This is a genomic window from Microbacterium sp. 05T445 (genome assembly GCF_056395865.1).
In genome coordinates, this window is record NZ_JBFTKJ010000001.1 from 379,106 (window position 1) to 394,922 (window position 15,817).

General features: G+C 71.5%; 17 protein-coding genes and 1 tRNA gene. 5 read left to right on the forward strand and 13 right to left on the reverse strand.

Going from position 1 to position 15,817, the window contains the following annotated elements:
- The first annotated feature begins 9 nt into the window (after positions 1 to 9).
- Complete coding sequence (tdh, locus tag AC1DDU_RS01730) at positions 10 to 1,053, forward strand: L-threonine 3-dehydrogenase (protein WP_477430903.1); 1,044 nt, start codon at positions 10 to 12, stop codon at positions 1,051 to 1,053.
- Between the two features lie 2 nt (positions 1,054 to 1,055).
- Entirely contained in the window at positions 1,056 to 2,240 is a 1,185-nt protein-coding gene (locus AC1DDU_RS01735) for a glycine C-acetyltransferase (RefSeq protein ID WP_477430904.1), read from the forward strand.
- Positions 2,241 to 2,281: 41 nt separating this feature from the next.
- On the opposite strand, the gene pucL is transcribed toward AC1DDU_RS01735, so the two are convergent.
- From pucL to AC1DDU_RS01780, 9 genes are all read right to left on the reverse strand, one after another.
- On the reverse strand, positions 2,282 to 3,184 hold the full coding sequence (gene pucL / locus AC1DDU_RS01740) for a factor-independent urate hydroxylase (protein WP_477430905.1): 903 nt from the start codon (positions 3,182 to 3,184) through the stop codon (positions 2,282 to 2,284).
- A gap of 1 nt (position 3,185) precedes the next feature.
- Positions 3,186 to 3,512, reverse strand: a complete 327-nt coding sequence (uraH, locus tag AC1DDU_RS01745; RefSeq protein WP_477430906.1) for a hydroxyisourate hydrolase — start codon at positions 3,510 to 3,512, stop codon at positions 3,186 to 3,188.
- The gene (gene uraD / locus AC1DDU_RS01750; protein WP_477430907.1) at positions 3,509 to 4,006 is read right to left on the reverse strand and encodes a 2-oxo-4-hydroxy-4-carboxy-5-ureidoimidazoline decarboxylase; all 498 of its coding nucleotides are present in this window, start codon (positions 4,004 to 4,006) and stop codon (positions 3,509 to 3,511) included. Before uraD ends, uraH begins: the two co-directional genes overlap by 4 nt.
- Before the next feature lie 22 nt (positions 4,007 to 4,028).
- Positions 4,029 to 4,502, reverse strand: coding sequence for a thioredoxin-dependent thiol peroxidase (gene bcp, locus AC1DDU_RS01755; protein ID WP_477430908.1), 474 nt, complete (start codon positions 4,500 to 4,502; stop codon positions 4,029 to 4,031).
- 44 nt (positions 4,503 to 4,546) lie between these two features.
- Positions 4,547 to 5,461 (reverse strand): HpcH/HpaI aldolase/citrate lyase family protein, encoded by a 915-nt coding sequence (locus AC1DDU_RS01760; RefSeq protein WP_477430909.1) that lies wholly within the window; start codon positions 5,459 to 5,461, stop codon positions 4,547 to 4,549.
- A 51-nt stretch (positions 5,462 to 5,512) separates the two neighbouring features.
- Positions 5,513 to 6,850 carry an allantoinase AllB gene (allB, locus tag AC1DDU_RS01765; protein ID WP_477430910.1) on the reverse strand — a complete coding sequence of 446 codons (1,338 nt, stop codon included), beginning with the start codon at positions 6,848 to 6,850 and terminating at the stop codon, positions 5,513 to 5,515.
- Positions 6,847 to 7,659 carry a bifunctional allantoicase/(S)-ureidoglycine aminohydrolase gene (locus AC1DDU_RS01770; protein ID WP_477430911.1) on the reverse strand — a complete coding sequence of 271 codons (813 nt, stop codon included), beginning with the start codon at positions 7,657 to 7,659 and terminating at the stop codon, positions 6,847 to 6,849. The genes allB and AC1DDU_RS01770 overlap by 4 nt, the downstream gene beginning before the upstream one ends.
- Positions 7,656 to 8,933 carry a DUF6986 family protein gene (locus AC1DDU_RS01775; RefSeq protein ID WP_477430912.1) on the reverse strand — a complete coding sequence of 426 codons (1,278 nt, stop codon included), beginning with the start codon at positions 8,931 to 8,933 and terminating at the stop codon, positions 7,656 to 7,658. The genes AC1DDU_RS01770 and AC1DDU_RS01775 overlap by 4 nt, the downstream gene beginning before the upstream one ends.
- 161 nt (positions 8,934 to 9,094) lie before the next feature.
- Complete coding sequence (locus AC1DDU_RS01780) at positions 9,095 to 10,042, reverse strand: DMT family transporter (RefSeq protein ID WP_477430913.1); 948 nt, start codon at positions 10,040 to 10,042, stop codon at positions 9,095 to 9,097.
- A 52-nt stretch (positions 10,043 to 10,094) separates the two neighbouring features.
- Between AC1DDU_RS01780 and AC1DDU_RS01785 the strand changes: the two genes are divergently transcribed.
- The gene (locus AC1DDU_RS01785; protein ID WP_477430914.1) at positions 10,095 to 10,757 is read left to right on the forward strand and encodes a hypothetical protein; all 663 of its coding nucleotides are present in this window, start codon (positions 10,095 to 10,097) and stop codon (positions 10,755 to 10,757) included.
- Positions 10,758 to 10,846: 89 nt separating this feature from the next.
- Here AC1DDU_RS01785 and AC1DDU_RS01790 read toward each other — a convergent pair whose 3' ends face one another.
- The 3 genes from AC1DDU_RS01790 to AC1DDU_RS01800 all read right to left on the reverse strand — a co-directional run bounded on the left by AC1DDU_RS01790 (position 10,847) and on the right by AC1DDU_RS01800 (position 12,268).
- Positions 10,847 to 11,170 (reverse strand): hypothetical protein, encoded by a 324-nt coding sequence (locus AC1DDU_RS01790; protein WP_477430915.1) that lies wholly within the window; start codon positions 11,168 to 11,170, stop codon positions 10,847 to 10,849.
- A 30-nt stretch (positions 11,171 to 11,200) separates the two neighbouring features.
- A tRNA-Thr gene (locus AC1DDU_RS01795) sits at positions 11,201 to 11,276 on the reverse strand.
- 38 nt (positions 11,277 to 11,314) lie between these two features.
- Entirely contained in the window at positions 11,315 to 12,268 is a 954-nt protein-coding gene (locus AC1DDU_RS01800) for a DsbA family protein (protein WP_477430916.1), read from the reverse strand.
- A gap of 223 nt (positions 12,269 to 12,491) precedes the next feature.
- Here AC1DDU_RS01800 and AC1DDU_RS01805 point away from each other — a divergent pair, with 223 nt between their 5' ends.
- Together AC1DDU_RS01805 and AC1DDU_RS01810 are read left to right on the forward strand one after the other, a co-directional pair.
- Positions 12,492 to 13,595, forward strand: a complete 1,104-nt coding sequence (locus AC1DDU_RS01805) for an ABC transporter ATP-binding protein (protein ID WP_477430917.1) — start codon at positions 12,492 to 12,494, stop codon at positions 13,593 to 13,595.
- Between the two features lie 124 nt (positions 13,596 to 13,719).
- Positions 13,720 to 15,027: a DUF4032 domain-containing protein gene (locus AC1DDU_RS01810; protein WP_477430918.1), complete on the forward strand. Its 1,308-nt coding sequence runs from the start codon at positions 13,720 to 13,722 to the stop codon at positions 15,025 to 15,027.
- A 55-nt stretch (positions 15,028 to 15,082) separates the two neighbouring features.
- Here the strand turns inward: AC1DDU_RS01810 and AC1DDU_RS01815 are convergent, their stop codons facing one another.
- Positions 15,083 to 15,724, reverse strand: coding sequence for an NAD(P)-dependent oxidoreductase (locus tag AC1DDU_RS01815; RefSeq protein WP_477430919.1), 642 nt, complete (start codon positions 15,722 to 15,724; stop codon positions 15,083 to 15,085).
- Between the last annotated feature and the right edge of the window lie 93 nt (positions 15,725 to 15,817).

Sequence of the window (15,817 nt, forward strand, 5' to 3'; positions counted from 1 at the left end):
GGAGTCCCGTTGAAAGCGCTGTTCAAGCCCGCCCCTGGTGCCGGATTCGAGTGGGCCGAACGGCCCGATCCCGTTCCCGGCCCCGCCGATGTGAAGATCCGGGTGCTGCGCACCGGGATCTGCGGAACCGACCTGCACATCGAACGGTGGGACGACTGGGCGGCGTCGACGATCCGCACCCCGCTCATCCCGGGTCACGAGTTCAGCGGCGAGGTCGTCGAGGTGGGCGAGCTCGTGCACGATGTTGCCGTCGGCGACTTCGTGTCGGGCGAGGGGCACATCGTGTGCGGCATGTGCCGCAACTGCCGCGCCGGCCGTCGGCAGATGTGCATCCGCACGCTCGGCCTGGGCCTGCACCGCGACGGCGCGTTCGCGGAGTACGTCGTGATCCCCGGCGAGAACGTGTGGGTGCATCACAGCCCCATCGAGCCCGAGGTCGCCGCGATCTTCGACCCGCTGGGCAACGCCGTCCACACCGCGCTGGCGTTCGACGTGGTCGGCGAGGACGTGCTGGTGACCGGCTGCGGCCCGATCGGCCTGATGGCGATCGCCGTCGCCCGCCACGCGGGCGCGCGTTTCGTGGTGGCCACCGACGTGAGCGCGACCCGCCTCGAGCTCGCCAAGGGCATGGGTGCGGATGCCGTCGTCGACGTCTCGCGCGAAGACATCCGCGACGTCCAGCAGCGGCTGGGCATGCGCGAGGGCTTCGACGTGGGGCTGGAGATGAGCGGCGCGGCCGCGGCGCTGTCGTCGATGATCGACAACATGACCCACGGTGCCCGTATCGCGATGCTGGGCCTGCCGAGCGAGCCCTTCGCCATCGACTGGGGCAAGGTCGTCACGCATATGCTGACGCTGAAGGGCATCTACGGGCGGGAGATGTTCGAGACCTGGAACTCGATGAGCGCGATGATGCAGACGAGCGCCGTGCTGCGCGACCGCGTCGCCTCGGTGATCTCGGATCGCCTGCCCGCCCGTGAGTGGCAGGCGGGATTCGAGGCCGCCCGCTCGGGCGGCGTCGGCAAGGTCATCCTCGACTGGACGGAGGTCTGAGCATGTACGGTGCGATGCGGGAACAGCTGCAGGGCGAGCTGCGCGAGATCGACGAGGCAGGGCTCACCAAGCACGAGCGAGGCATCGAGGGGCCGCAGTCCTCACTGGTGTCGGTGGACGGCGCGGGCGTGCTGAACTTCTGCGCCAACAACTACCTCGGCCTCGCCGACGACCCGCGCGTGGTCGCGGCGGCCCACGCGGGACTGGACGAGTGGGGCTACGGGATGGCCAGCGTGCGGTTCATCTGCGGCACGCAGGGCCAGCACCTGGAGCTCGAGAAGCGGCTGTCGTCCTTCCTCGGCTATGACGACGCGATCCTGTTCTCGTCGTGCTTCGACGCGAACGGCGGCGTCTTCGAGACGCTGTTCGGCCCCGACGACGCGATCATCTCCGACGAGCTCAACCACGCGTCGATCATCGACGGCATCCGGCTGTCCAAGGCGCGGCGCTTCCGGTACCGCAACCGCGACATGGCCGACCTCGAGGCGCGGCTGGTGGAGGCGGCCGACGCGCGGCGCCGGGTGATCGTCACCGACGGGGTGTTCTCGATGGACGGCTATTACGCCCCGCTCGCCGAGATCTGCGACCTCGCCGACCGGTACGGCGCGCTGGTGTTCGTCGACGACTCGCACGCCGTCGGGTTCGTCGGCGAGCACGGCCGCGGCACGCCCGAGCTGTGCGGCGTCGAAGGACGCGTCGACATCACCACCGGCACGTTCGGCAAGGCGCTGGGCGGCGCCTCCGGCGGCTACGTCGCCGCGCACGGCGAGATCGTCGAGCTGCTGCGCCAGCGCGCCCGCCCCTACCTGTTCTCGAACTCGCTGGCGCCGGCGATCGTCGCGGGCACGCTCGTCGCCCTCGATCTCGTGGCGTCCTCCGGCGAGCTGCGCGAGCGCCTCACGCACAACGCGGCCCTGTTCCGCGAGGGGATGGATGCCGCCGGCTTCACGCTGCTGCCGGGCTCCCACCCGATCGTCCCGGTGATGTTCGGCGATGCCGTCGTCACCGGGGCCGTCGCGCGCGAGCTGCAGAGCCGCGGTGTGTTCGTGACGCCGTTCTCGTACCCCGTCGTGCCGAAGGGCCAGGCGCGCATCCGCGTCCAGCTGTCGGCCGCCCACACCGACGAGCAGATCCGCCGCGCGGTGACCGCGTTCGCCGAGGCGCGGGACGCCGCCCTGGCTTCGTGACGGAGCGGATGCCGCGGCCCGCGGCATCCGCTCTCCCACCGTCAGCAGAAGCCGGCGATGCCGGCCCAGGCGGGATGCTCCGCGTCCGCGCCCTCGCGGAGCACGGTGGCCTCGATGAGCCCGTACGGGCGGTCGGCGGCGTAGAAGACCTCGTTCGGGTTGTCGAGCCCGAAGGGGCTCAGATCCACCGCGAAGTGGTGCAGGTTCGGCATCGAGAACCGGATCTCCTCGATCTCGTCGTGCGCCGCGAGCACACGCCGGCCCATCTCGAACAGCGTCTGCTGCAGCGCGAGCGAGTGGGTCTGCGCGAACGCCTCGAGCAGCAGTCGGCGCACGTCGGCGAAGGTCTCGTCGAAGTCCAGGTCGGTCCGGCCGTACCGCCACTTCGCGGTGACGGACGTCGCGAGGATGCGGTCGTCGGTCTCGGCGAGCGTCGTGTACCTGTCGCGCACGAACCCTCGGAACTCCGACCCGGTCGACTTCAGCACGGCCAGGTCGTGCAGCCCGGAGATGACGGTCGGTCGGTCGCCGTCGAAGACGACCACGGCGGAACGGGTCTCGGTGCCGCCGCGGACGAACGCGTGATCGTGGCCGTCGCCGCCGTCGACCGGGATGCGGCTCCAGCGGTACTGCTCGGCCTCCCATCGACCCCCGGTCACCGCGTCGAACTCGCTCGTGAAGTGGCGGCCCAGGCGCAACAGGAACTCCTCGGGCGTGCCCACGCCGTCGCGGGCGAACGCGAAGACGGTGTTCTTCTGCGTGTCGGTGGCGACCACGCCGGAGTTGTCGCCCTCGGTGTGGGCCTCCGTGAAGTCGCCGCGCAGCTGCGACGTGACGTTCAGATCGGTGATCTCGTGCCGCGGGGTGCTGCGGTCGATGCGCACGAGGCGCACCTCCGCCTTGCCGTACTGGTTCGCACCCAGGACGATCCTGCGCTCGGCCATGTCAGTTCCCCCGGTACGTGGAGTACGAGAACGGGCTGATGAGCAGCGGCACGTGGTAGTGCTGGTCGGGGTCGGACACCGCGAACTCGATCGACACCGCGGGGTAGAACGTCTCGCGTCCGGTGCCGGCGAAGTAGGCGCCCGTCGCGAAGGCGAGGCGGTACGTCCCGGCCTCGAGACGCGCCGGGCCCAGGTCCGCGATGCGTCCGGCGTCGTCGGTCGCCCCGGACGCGATCACATCGCCGTCCGCGCGGCTGAGCACCACCCCCACGCCGCGGGCGGGGGTTCCGAGTGCGGCATCCAGAACGTGCGTCGTGACCTGGCTCATGACTCGACGATCCCTTCCAGTCGGAGGACGGCGATCTGGCGCAGCTGCTCCGCTACGACGAGGATCTCCTGCTCCTCAGTGTGGGCCAGCCGCGCGCGCAGCGCATCGAGGATCTCGTCGGCGCTGCGCCCCGCCGCCCTGATGAGGAACACGCGCCCGAACCTCTCCTCGTATGCTCGATTGCCGGCGGCGAGCGCGGTGGCGACGTCGTCGGCCGGCATCCCGAGCCCCGCCTGCTCGGCGCGCGACAGCGACGCCTCGGCGCTCGCGCCGCGTGGACGCTCTCCGATGCGGGGGTGATGCGAGAGGGCGCCGTCGATCTCGGCGACGGTCCAGCCCGGCGCGGCGGTGCCGGCGGTCTCGATGAGGTCGGCCACGGTGGCATACGGGCGCCGCGCCACGACGGCGTCGATCCAGCGGTCGATGTCGACGCACGGCCGCAACAGCGTCCGCGCGGCGTCCGCGTCGATCCGGTTGAACGCGTCCAGCTTCATCGCTGCAGCGGCGGGTCGGTGCTCAGGCGGCCAGGAGGTCCCGCAGCCGCGCGACGTGACCGTTCGGATCCACGAAGTACTCGGCGGAGGCGATCGTGCCGTCCGGGTCGAGCACGAAGGTCGAGCGGATCAGGCCGATGCGCTCCTGTCCGTTCACGATCTTGGTGCCCCACGCGCCCCACGCCTCGGCCACCGCGTGGTCCTCGTCCGAGAGCAGCGGGAACGACAGCCGCTCGGCCTCCGCCCACTCGGCCAGTCGTGCGACCGGGTCGGGCGAGATGCCGACCACGGCGACGCCGGCCGCCTGCAGCGACGCGAGGTTGTCGCGGAAGTCGCAGGCCTCGGTCGTGCAGCCGGGCGTGAACGCCGCCGGGTAGAAGTAGACGACCAGTCGCCGTCCGGCGAAGTCCTCCGGACGCACGACGGCGCCCGCCGCGTCGGGAAGGGCGAAGCCCGGGTTCGCGTCGCCTGCCGCCAGGCGGGTGTCCTCTGCCATGTCGTGCGTCCCTTCTGCGGTGCGGGAAGGCCGGTCGGCGCCGGTCACGAGGTCGGGTGCACCCCGAATGCGAGAGCCAGCTTCTCGATCTTCTGCGCCCGGCCCAGTCGTGGCAAGTCGCTGCCGTCGCGGACGACCCGGCCACGGCTCTCGAAGTCGGCGAGGAAGTCCAGTGCCCACTCCACCTCGCTCGGGGTCGGGCTGATCACCTCGTTGATCACCGGTGCCTGCTCGGCGGCCAGGCACAGCTTGCCGGTCATCCCCATCGACACGGTGATGGCGGAGTGCTCGCGCAGGGTCGGCATGCTGTTGCCGACGGTGGGACCGTCGATCGGGCCCGGGAGATCGCCCACCCGGCTGGCGACGACCAGTCGTGCGCGCGGATAGGCCATCGCCTCGGCATCCGCGCTCATGCCGGTGTCGCGGCGGAAGTCGCCGCTGCCGAACGCGAGGCGGAACGCGCCGCGCGCGCGGGCGATGTGGGCGGCGTCCTCCATGCCCAGCGCCGATTCGATGAGGGCCACCACCGGCACGTTGCCGCCCAGACGGTCGAACGAGCTCGTCACCTGGTCGGGCGACTCGGTCTTGGCGAGCATGATGCCCTCCAGCGACGGGATGCCGGCGAGCGCGGCGAGGTCGTCGGCCCAGAACGGACTCAGCGCGTCGTTCACGCGCACCCAGGCACGGCCTCCGGCGCGCAGCCAGTCGGCGACGTCCTGCCGGGCCTGCGGCTTGTTGCGCGGGTCGACCGCGTCCTCGATGTCGAGCACGACCGCGTCGGCGCGGGATGCGGCCATGTCGTCGAAGGTCTCGGTGCGCGTGCCGGGCACGAGCAGCCACGACCGTGCGATCGCGGGGGCCACCGGGCGGTGACGCACCGGGCGCGTGGCGACGAGGGCGCGCAGGTCGTCCTCGGGGTCGAGGACCTCGGGGCCGCTGCCGTAGGGATCTGCGGACATCTCACTCTTCTTCCGACATCTGGTCCCCGGTTCCGGGCGGATCGGGGGCGCTCAGGCCGCGCCGCGCCGGATCAGGCGCCCGCGCGGTTGCACGAAGTCGACGCGCTCACCGCGCAGGAACGTCTCGCGCACGACGCCCGACAGCTCGTGGCCGTCGTAGGGAGTGAGCGGGTTCCTGTGGTGCAGGCGGTTCGCGTCGACCACGAACGCCTCGTCGGGTGCGAACACCGACAGGTCGGCGTCGAAGCCGGGTGCGATCCTCCCCTTGCGGGTCAGGCCCGCGAGGGCCGCCGGACGCGCCGACATCCATTCCACCACGGTCTGCAGGGGGATGTCGCGTCGCCGCGCCTGCGACCACACCACCGGCAGCCCGAGCTGCAGCGACGCGACCCCGCCCCACGCCGTCGCGAAGTCGCCGTGCTCGAGGTCCTTCAGGTCCGCTGTGCAGGGGGAATGGTCGCTGACGACGGCGTCGATCGTCCCGTCGAGCAGGCCCCGCCACAGCAGCTCGCGGTTGGCGGCCTCGCGGATCGGCGGGCAGCACTTGTACGCCGTCGCGCCGTCGGGCACGTCCTCCGCGCACAGCGCCAGGTAGTGCGGGCACGTCTCGGCGGTCAGGCGCACGCCGTCGCGTTTGGCTCGCGCGATCATCGGCAGCGCGTCGGACGACGACAGGTGCAGGATGTGCGCCCTGGCACCGGTGCGCCGTGCCCGCTCAATGACCTCGGCGATCGCGAGGTCCTCTGCGGCGCGCGGCCGCGAGGCCAGGAACCGTTCGTAGTGGTCGCCCGCCGCCGAGGGTGCGTGCGCGATGGTGCCGGAATCCTCGGCGTGCACGATGAGCAGCGCGCCGAAGCGCGCGAGCTCGGCCATGTCGCGTTCCATCTCGTCGGGCTCCAGCGGCGGGAACTCGGCGACGCCGGAATCCAGCAGGAAGCACTTGAAGCCGAAGACGCCGTCGTCGTGGAGGGCGCGCAGCGCGGCGGTGTTGCCGGGGATCGCGCCGCCCCAGAACCCCACGTCGACGAACGACTGGTCGCGGGCGGCACGCCGTTTGAGCGCGAGCGCGTCGATCGACACCGTCGGCGGGATGCTGTTCAGCGGCATGTCGACGATCGTGGTGACCCCGCCGGCGGCGGCCGCCTTGGTCGCCGAGGCGAACCCCTCCCACGCCGTGCGACCAGGCTCGTCGACGTGGACGTGCGTGTCGACGAGCCCGGGAAGCAGCGTCTCGTCGGCGGCGAGGTCGACCGCCTCGCGTCCCCGCAGGCCCTGGCCGAGCGGTTCGACGGCCACGATGACCCCGTCCGCGATGCCGACCTCGCACCCCCGGAAGCCGTCAGGCGTCAGGACGCGCTCCCCGCGCACGACCACGTCGACGTCGTTCACGTCAGTCGGATCTGCCGGTTGACGTCCTTGTACAGCAGGTAGCGGAACGGCTCGGGTCCGCCGGCGTAGCAGGCCTGCGGGCAGAACGCGCGCAGCAGCATGTAGTCGCCGGCCTCGCATTCCACCCAGTCGTCGTTGAGGCGGTAGACGGCCTTGCCCTGCAGCACGAACAGGCCGTGCTCCATGACGTGGGTCTCGGCGAACGGGATGGACCCGCCCGGCTGGAACGTCACGATGTTGACGTGCATGTCGTGCGCCAGGTCGTCCACGTCGACGAACCGCGTGGTCGCCCAGGCTCCGTCCGTGCCGGGCATCGCGACCGGCGCGACCTCCTGGTCGCTCGTGATGAAGGATGCCGGAGCCTCGACGCCCGGCGCCGGCTCGTACGCCTTGCGGATCCACTGGAAGCTCGTCGGCTCGTCGCCGTCGTTGGCCACCGACCATTCGGCGCCCGGTGCGAGGAACGCGTACCCGCCCTCCCCGAGCACATGCGGCTCCCCGGCCAGGGTGAGCGTGAGGGCTCCCGCGGTGACGAAGACGACGCCCTCCACGCCCACCTCGTGTTCGGGCGTGGCGGCTCCGCCGCCGGGGGCGATCTCGACGATCAGCTGCGAGAACGTCGTCGCGGATCCCGGCGTCGGCCGCGCGAGGATCCATGCGCGCGTCCGGGCGAACCCAGGAAGGCTGCTCGTGACGATGTCGCGCAGCACGCCCTTCGGGATGAAGGTGTACGCGAGCGTGACGACCGCGCGATCGGTCAGCAGATCGGTCTGCGGCGGCAGCCCGCCGCGCGGGGTGTAGTAGCTCATGGCGACTCCCGGGTGATGGCCCGCCCCGGTTGCGCGAGGGCGGTGAGCGCGGCGAGGTCGACGCCGGCGGCATCCGTCGCCTCGCCCTCGGTGACGGCACCGCACGCGATGCCGCGCAGCACGAAGGCGGCCAGCGCCCCGGCGGTGGCGGGCTCGTCCGCCACCGCCCCGTCGATGCGGCGCGTGTAGTCGTGCAGGCGGGAGCCGGCCGAGGGCAGTCCCGCACGGTAGAACAGGGTGTTCGCGACGAACCGCGGCACGAGCTGCGCCGGGTGCAGGTCCCAGCCCTGGTAGAAGCCGCGCTCGAGCGAGCGTCGCGTGAGCCGGGCGCCGAGGCGCCAGGCGGCGCGCACGGCGTCGGCGTCACCCACCGGGAGGATGTTCGTCGAGCCGTCCGACAGCCGCACGCCGGTCTGCGCGGCGGCGACCTGCATCACGTTCTTGGCGTGGTCGGCGGCGGGGTGGTCCAGCGACTGATGCGCCGGTGCGATCCCGAGCGCGGCGGAGTAGTCGTACGTGCCGTAATGCAGCGCGCTCACGCGGCCGTCGGCGGCGTGGATCGCCGCAGCCAGCGGCGAGGTGCCGTCCGGTCCCAGGACGAGCTGCGGAGTCTCGACCTGCACCTCGAACCGCAGGCGCCCCGGCACCAGGCCGTGGTGCTCCTCGAGGCGGGCGCACAGGTGCGCCATCGCCACCACCTGCGCGACGGTCGTCACCTTCGGCAGGGTGATCAGCAGCCCGCCGGGCAGCTCCCCCGCCTCCAGCAGCCCCGCGAGGAAGAGCTCGAGCGAGCGGATGCCGCGCCTTCGCGTGGAGGCTTCGAGCGACTTGATGCGGATGCCGACGAACGCCGGCGCGGTGCCCTCCTGCAGCGCCTCCGCGACGCCAGCGGCGGCATGACGGACGTCGGCATCCTCCGCGTCGTCGCCGCGGTCGCCGTAGCCGTCCTCGAGGTCCAGGCGCAGGTCCTCGACGGGCTCGGTCTCGAGCTTCGCCGCCACCCGGGCGGCGACCTCGGCCACCAGCTCCTCGGGGACGTCCAGGTCCTGGACGACCGCCGCAATCCCGCCGTGGGCAGAAACAGCGGCCAGGGCTGCGACGCCCCAGTCCCGCGGGAGCGTCGGCGTGTATCGGTCGGCGGGCACGTAGACCGTGTGCACCGGCTGGCGGGTGCCGTCGTCACCGGGATACGCGGCCGCCAGGAGCCGGTCGGTCACCGCCAGCATCCGGTCGACCTCGGCGAGGTCGCCCGGTGGGAGCAGCGGTCCGGTCATCGCGCGCCCCGCGCGCGACCGACGCGCGCCCGCTCCTCGAGGCTGCACGGTGACACCTTCGACACGAGCACCAGCTTGCCACCGAACGGCCCGATGGCGGAGGGATCCGTATGCGCACGGCTGCCGGGCCCCGTCGGGTACCGCGCCGCCGCGACGACAGGTCAGCGGGCGCGGCGCGGCATCCTTCGCCACGGCACGGCCGCCACGACGACCGAGAGGATCGCCAGCGTCGACATGAGCAGCGACTGCCCGAGCGTCGGCGCGGCGCTGGTGGGCCAGATCGCATCGATCGCGACCGACGTGATGACCTGGCCGACCACGGTGCCCAGGCCCAGCAGCAGCACTCCCGTGCACGGCACGAGCGCCGCCGCGCAGAAGATGTAGGTGACGCCGATCGCGCCGCCCAGGTACAGCCACGGCTCGGCGGGGAACGACCCCGGCGGACCGGCGACCGCGGTGTGGATGAGCTCCGCGGCCCCGAGCACGATCGTGCCGCCGATGAAGTTCACCAGGGTGGCCGTCAGCGGGGTCCCGACGCGCTGCCTCAGCCGGCCGTTGACCGCCGACTGCCAGGCGATGCCCGCGCCCACGAGGAACGGCAGCACCAGCAGCAGCGGCGGAGCGTCGACGCCGCCGACGAGAGACACCCCCGCGGCGAGCATCGCGAGCAGTCCGCCGACCAGCCGCGCCGGGGTCACCGCGACGGTGCCCGCCGGGCCGACGCCGGAGCGGTCCAGCAGCAGGCCGCTCACGGTCTGCCCCGCGACCACCCCGACGGTGAACAGCGCCACGCCGATGATGCCGACGGCCAGCGACTGCGTCGCCACCGAGAGGGCCCCAGCCACGCCGCCGCACAGCATCCACACCGGGATCGAGCGCTGACGGATCCCGCTCGCCAGAGCCGCGAACCCCCGGCGCCCCTGCGGCAGGGCCGCCGACAGCACCACGAGCAGCACCAGCCCCGAGCCGAACGAGATGACCGCGGCGGCGAACCCGTCGCCGATCCGCACGCCCAGCTGGCCGTTGATGCGCGCCTGCACGGCGGTCAGGATGCCGATGACCATCGCGCCGCCGATGCCGATCCAGGCGGGGAAGCGGCGAGCGGTCACCGTTCCATTCTGTCGTGCCGCGCGGGCGTGGCCGGTCCGGTTACCCTGGAACGTGCCCGTCTCGCCCCGCAGACGCGCGCTGCTGGTGTGGCTGCCCGCAGCGCTGCTCGTCCTCGTCATCGCCGGCGTCGTCGTCGCGTCGCTGGCGATCCAGGGCTCGTGGTGGACGCAGGATCACCCCGTCGCATCGGATGACCAGAAGGCCTCCGACGGCGGCTCCATGCTCACCGACGCCGGGTTCGACTACGTCAACGTCGACGGCACGCTGCGGATCCGCATCGGCGAGGGCGCGCTGTCGGCCACCGAGCGCGGTATGCCCGCCGACGGCGAGAAGTCGGCGGAGTTCCGCCGCCCGGTCCGCGCGATCATCGCGGCAGGGGACGACCTCTACGTCCTCGGCGACATCTCGGCGATGACCGCCACCGCCGAGGGCGACCGCCTGGTCTCGGTGACCGTCTCCCCCGACGTCGTGCAGGGCTGGAAGGGCGCGCTCGACTACCTGCGCGCGCTCGCGCCCGACATGGGATGGGATGCCGCGCAGCTCGATCCGCTCGACGAGCAGCTCGCCGAGTTCAACCGGTCGGGGCAGACGGAGACCTTCACCGCGACGATCGGCCCGTCCACCGGCGGTGCGGCGACGGTCGAAGCCACCCTCGTCTACGACCGCGCCAGCGGAGCCGCGCCCGTGGTCATCACCTTCGCGCCCGCCGGCTGACCGACCGGCGTCCCGCTGAGCCTCCGCGTGAGCGCTGGCGACGGCCACGCTCACGGGCGGAGCCGAACCGGCCGACCTGCCCCCGGCGCCTACTCGTCGTTTCGGAACGGACCGTCGCTGTTCGCCCTGAGAGCGGCGCCCAGGAACGCGGCGATCACGATGTAGAGCGCGACACCGACCACCGCGACGAACCACGCCCACCCGCCGACCAGCGCAGTCCCCGAGTTGACCGCCACGAAGCAGAACACGAGCGCGACCAGGGAACAGGTGACCACAAGCAGCACGCCGAGGAACTGCCAACCGTTCACCGCTCGGTTCGCGGACCATCCGTGTCGCGCCTCGATCGTCATGATGAGCAGCCCGAACGGGATGACAGCACCGAGGAACACCGCACCCTCGACGGAGATCTCCACACCGCGCACTCTAGCGCGGGGGTCGACGTATGGAGCCGGCTACGGGACTCGAACCCGTAACCCCCTAATTACAAGTTAGGTGCGCTACCAATTGCGCCAAGCCGGCAGAGCGCCCAGTCTACCGGCGCCCACCCGCGGCACCGGTCACCCGGCGGGGGTCGGGGTGGGGGTGGGGGTGCCCTTGTAGTAGGCGTCGCTCGCGATCGTCAGCACGAACTGCGCGAATTCCTTGGGGTCGCCGAGCTTGCCGACGTACTGCGTGCCGTTGACGAGCACCATGGGGGTTCCGGTGAGCGCGACGCCGTCGGTGCCGGGCAGCTCCTTGAGGGCGCGCTCGGTCGCGGTCTTCGCCCACGACACGTACGACTGGTCTTCGATGCAGGAGCGGATGACCTTGGGCCCGTCGACACCGGTCGCGATCGCCAGCGCAGCCAGCTCCTGGTCGCTGAAGCCGTCGGAATCGACGTCGGGCTGCTGACGCAGCAGTGCGTCGTTGAACGCGAAGAAGTACTCGGGAGAGTGCTGCGCGACACACGCGGCGGCACCGGCGGCCCGGAGCGAGTACTTCGTGCCGTTGGACTTCGCGGTGAGCATCGCGACGGGGTAGTACGTCAGCGTCGCGGCGCCGTCGCCGACCCAATCGGACAGCTGCTTCATGTTCGCGAGCTGGAACTCGCGCGAGCCGGTGGAGAGGTAATCGACGTACACCCGGATGTCGACACCCGGGGCGTCGGTCGGGGTCGGGGTGGGGGTCGTCTCGGGTGTGGGCTCCGCGTCGGGGGTCGTGGTCGCCTCGCCCTCGACCGAGCCGCCGGCGTCGGAGTCTTCGGACGCGATGCCGCCACCGGTCACGCCGGTCACCATGAAGCCGTCGTTCACGCCGTTGGCCGGGCTCATCGTGGGCTTCGACGCGCTCGAGGACACGGTCCAGACCACCACGACGGCGAGGATCGCCACGACCGCGACAGCGGCCGTGACCAGCGAGGTCCGACGGATGACGCGGGCTCTGGACTGTCGCGCCTTCACCTGCTGCGCCTTTTCGCGCACGGCGTCGCGGCGCTCGCTGGGCGCGGCGTTCTGTGACTCGTCGCTCGACATGGAACCTCTCGGGGCGGAAGTGTGCCGGTGTTCCGGCGGGGCCTGGCGGGATGGCGGCCGTCCACGATGCTAGTCAGACAGCCTGGGAAATGACCAGACGCAACCTCCGTGCGCGCCGTGTCATACTGTTCGTGCGCCCGATGGCGGGCGCGCGCGGGAGAGCCCCCGCTCAATCCATCACTACGGATCGTCCGGCACGTACCTGCCGGTGAAGGAGAACAAAATGGCGTCCGTCACGTTCGACAACGCAACTCGCCTGTACCCCGGGGGCACGCGCCCCGCGGTGGACAAGCTCAACCTCGAGGTCGCCGATGGCGAGTTCCTGGTCCTCGTCGGCCCCTCCGGCTGTGGCAAGTCCACGTCGCTGCGCATGCTGGCCGGCCTCGAAGAGGTCAACTCGGGCCGCATCCTCATCGGCGACCGCGACGTCACCGACGTCCCGCCGAAGGACCGCGACATCGCGATGGTCTTCCAGAACTACGCGCTGTACCCGCACATGACGGTCGCCGAGAACATGGGCTTCGCGCTCAAGATCGCCGGCGTCGGCAAGGAGGAGCGCGCCGCGCGCGTCCTCGAGGCCGCCAAGCTCCTCGACCTCGAGCAGTACCTCACCCGCAAGCCGAAGGCCCTCTCGGGTGGTCAGCGTCAGCGCGTCGCCATGGGCCGCGCGATCGTCCGCCAGCCCCAGGTCTTCCTCATGGACGAGCCGCTGTCGAACCTCGACGCCAAGCTCCGCGTGCAGACCCGTACGCAGATCGCGTCGCTGCAGCGCCGCCTCGGCGTCACCACGGTCTACGTCACGCACGACCAGACCGAGGCGCTCACGATGGGCGACCGCATCGCGGTCCTCAAGGACGGCCTCCTCCAGCAGGTCGGCACCCCGCGCGACCTGTACGAGACCCCGAACAACGTCTTCGTGGCCGGCTTCATCGGCTCGCCCGCGATGAACCTCTTCCCGGCGCACATCGCCGAGGGCGGCATCCAGTTCGGCGACAAGGTCGTCGGTGTCGAGGCCGACACGCTCGGCAAGGCGCACGGCTCGGAGGTCACCATCGGTGTCCGTCCCGAGGACATCCAGGTCGCTCCCGAGGACGGCCAGGGCCTCACGGTCACGGTCGACCTCGTCGAGGAGCTCGGCGCCGACGGCTACCTGTACGGCCACGCCGACGTCAACGGCAAGCGCACCGACATCGTCGCCCGCGTCGACGGCCGCCGTCACCCGCTCGCGGGCGACAAGGTCACGCTGGCCCCGATCCCCGGACACGTCCACGTGTTCGACATCGAGTCGGGCGAGCGCCTCACCGACAAGGCGATCGCTTCGGCGTAAGAGAGGTCGTTCGCGACGGCGCGGTTGGGTAGGCTCCCATACCCGCGGCAGCAGCACGCAAGCGCTGTTGCCGCGGATACGGGAAGCATCCCCCCGCGCCGTCGCGCTATTTCCAGGAGAGCACGTGCCCGAGGCCTTGAGCATCACCGCCAGCAGCGTCGACCCCGGCCTGCTGACGCTGCCCTGGTCGACACCGCTGGGAGAGTGGCCGTCGAGCCACATCGTGTTCCTCCCGAAGGGCATCTCGCGCCACCTGGTGCGCTTCGCGAACCTGTCGGGCCGCGTGGTCGCCATCAAAGAGACCACGCAGGCGATGGCGCAGCGCGAGTACGACATGCTCGGCAACCTCGCCCGCCTCGACGTCCCGTGCGTCGAACGGGTGGCCGTGATCGCAGGGCGGACGGATGCCGAGGGCGAGCCTCTGCCCGCCGCCCTGGTCACCGCGCACCTGAAGTTCTCGCTCCCCTACCGCGCCCTGTTCACCCAGGTGCTGCGCCCCGACACCGCCACGCGACTGGTGGATGCGCTGGCGCTGCTGCTGGTGCGGCTGCACAACGTGGGCTTCTTCTGGGGCGACGTGTCGCTGTCGAACACGCTGTTCCGTCGTGACGCCGGCGCGTTCGCCGCGTATCTCGTCGACGCCGAGACCGGCGAGCTCCACGAGACCGGACTCACCCCCGGGCAGCGCGCCCACGATCTCGACGTCGCCCGCACCAACATCGCCGGCGAGATCATGGACCTCGAGGCCGGCGGGCGGCTGGAGGGCGGCGTGGACGCCGTCGCGATCGCCGACGGCATCGTGTCGTCGTACCACTCGCTGTGGGGCGCCCTCACCGACGAGGAGTCCTTCCGCGCCGACGAGGCGTGGCGCCTGACCGAGCGCGTGCGGCGGCTGAACGACCTCGGCTTCGACATCGGCGAGATGTCGATCCAGACCACCGCCGACGGCACCAAGGTCTCCATCCAGCCCAAGGTCGTCGACTCGGGGCACCACCAGCGCCGGCTCCTTCGCCTGACAGGACTGGACGTCGAGGAGAACCAGGCGCGGCGTCTGCTCAACGACCTCGACGAGTTCCGGGCCCGCAGCACGCGCCTCGGCGACGACGAGGAGATGGTCGCCCACGAGTGGCTGACGCGGGTGTTCGAGCCCGTCGTGAAGGCGATCCCGTGGGATCTGCGCGCCAAGCTCGAACCGGCCGAGGTGTTCCACCAGCTGCTGGAGCATCGGTGGTACCTGTCGCAGGCCACCGGCAAGTCCGTGCCCCTCGCCGAGGCCCTCACCAGCTACATCGACACGGTGCTGCGTCACCGCCGCGACGAGGCGACCCTGATGGGACCGCCCACCGAGACGGTGTCGCTGCCGGTGATCACGGCATCCGGTCCCATCGTCGACGACGACGAGGACGACATCGACTGGCGCGATCTCGTCTGACCGCAGACGCGACGAAGGCGGACCCGCGAGGGTCCGCCTTCGTGTCTTCGTGCGCTCAGTAGCCGACGGTGAAGCGACGCCGGGGGTGCTGCGGGTGCTCGATCTCGTCGACGACCGCGACGGCCAGGTCGGGGCCGGAGATGTACGACTCCCCCTCGGCGTCGGTGACGATGACGTCGCCGCCGGTGCGGTACGAGCCGGTGCGCTCACCCGGATTCCACTGGCCGAAGCCGCCCGCGGGGTGGATGTAGAACCAGTCGAGCGACGCGGGGCCCGCCTTGAAGTCCTCGAGGATGCCGATCGCCTCGAGCGCCTCGGGCTTGTAGTCCTCGGAGAACGAGGGCAGGTCGACGACGCGTTCGCCGTCCTCGGTGACGAGGCTGCCGCCGGCGCCGCCGATGACGCCGATGCGCACGCCCTCGGGCAGCAGCGACGCCAGTTCGGCGATGTTCGGGCGCACCAGACCCAGCATCTCGCCGCGGGGCGCGACCGCCGACACCACGACGTCGACACCCTGGAGCTGCGCGAGCAGGTCGGGCACGTCCGTGAGCGAGCCTTCGATGTAGATGGCGCCGGGCTGACGCTCGCTCGGGATGCGGCGGGCGATGGCGAGCACGCTGTGGCCGCGATTCACCGCCTCGGCGACGATGTGGCGTCCGGCGTAGCCCGACCCTCCGATGACGGCGATGCGTGCCATGGTGTGCCTTTCACGTGTGTTGTGCGCCGGACGCTGCGCCGGCTTCCGTGTCACAAGCGCCCGACGGCGCGGTTCATTCCCATGAATACGTCG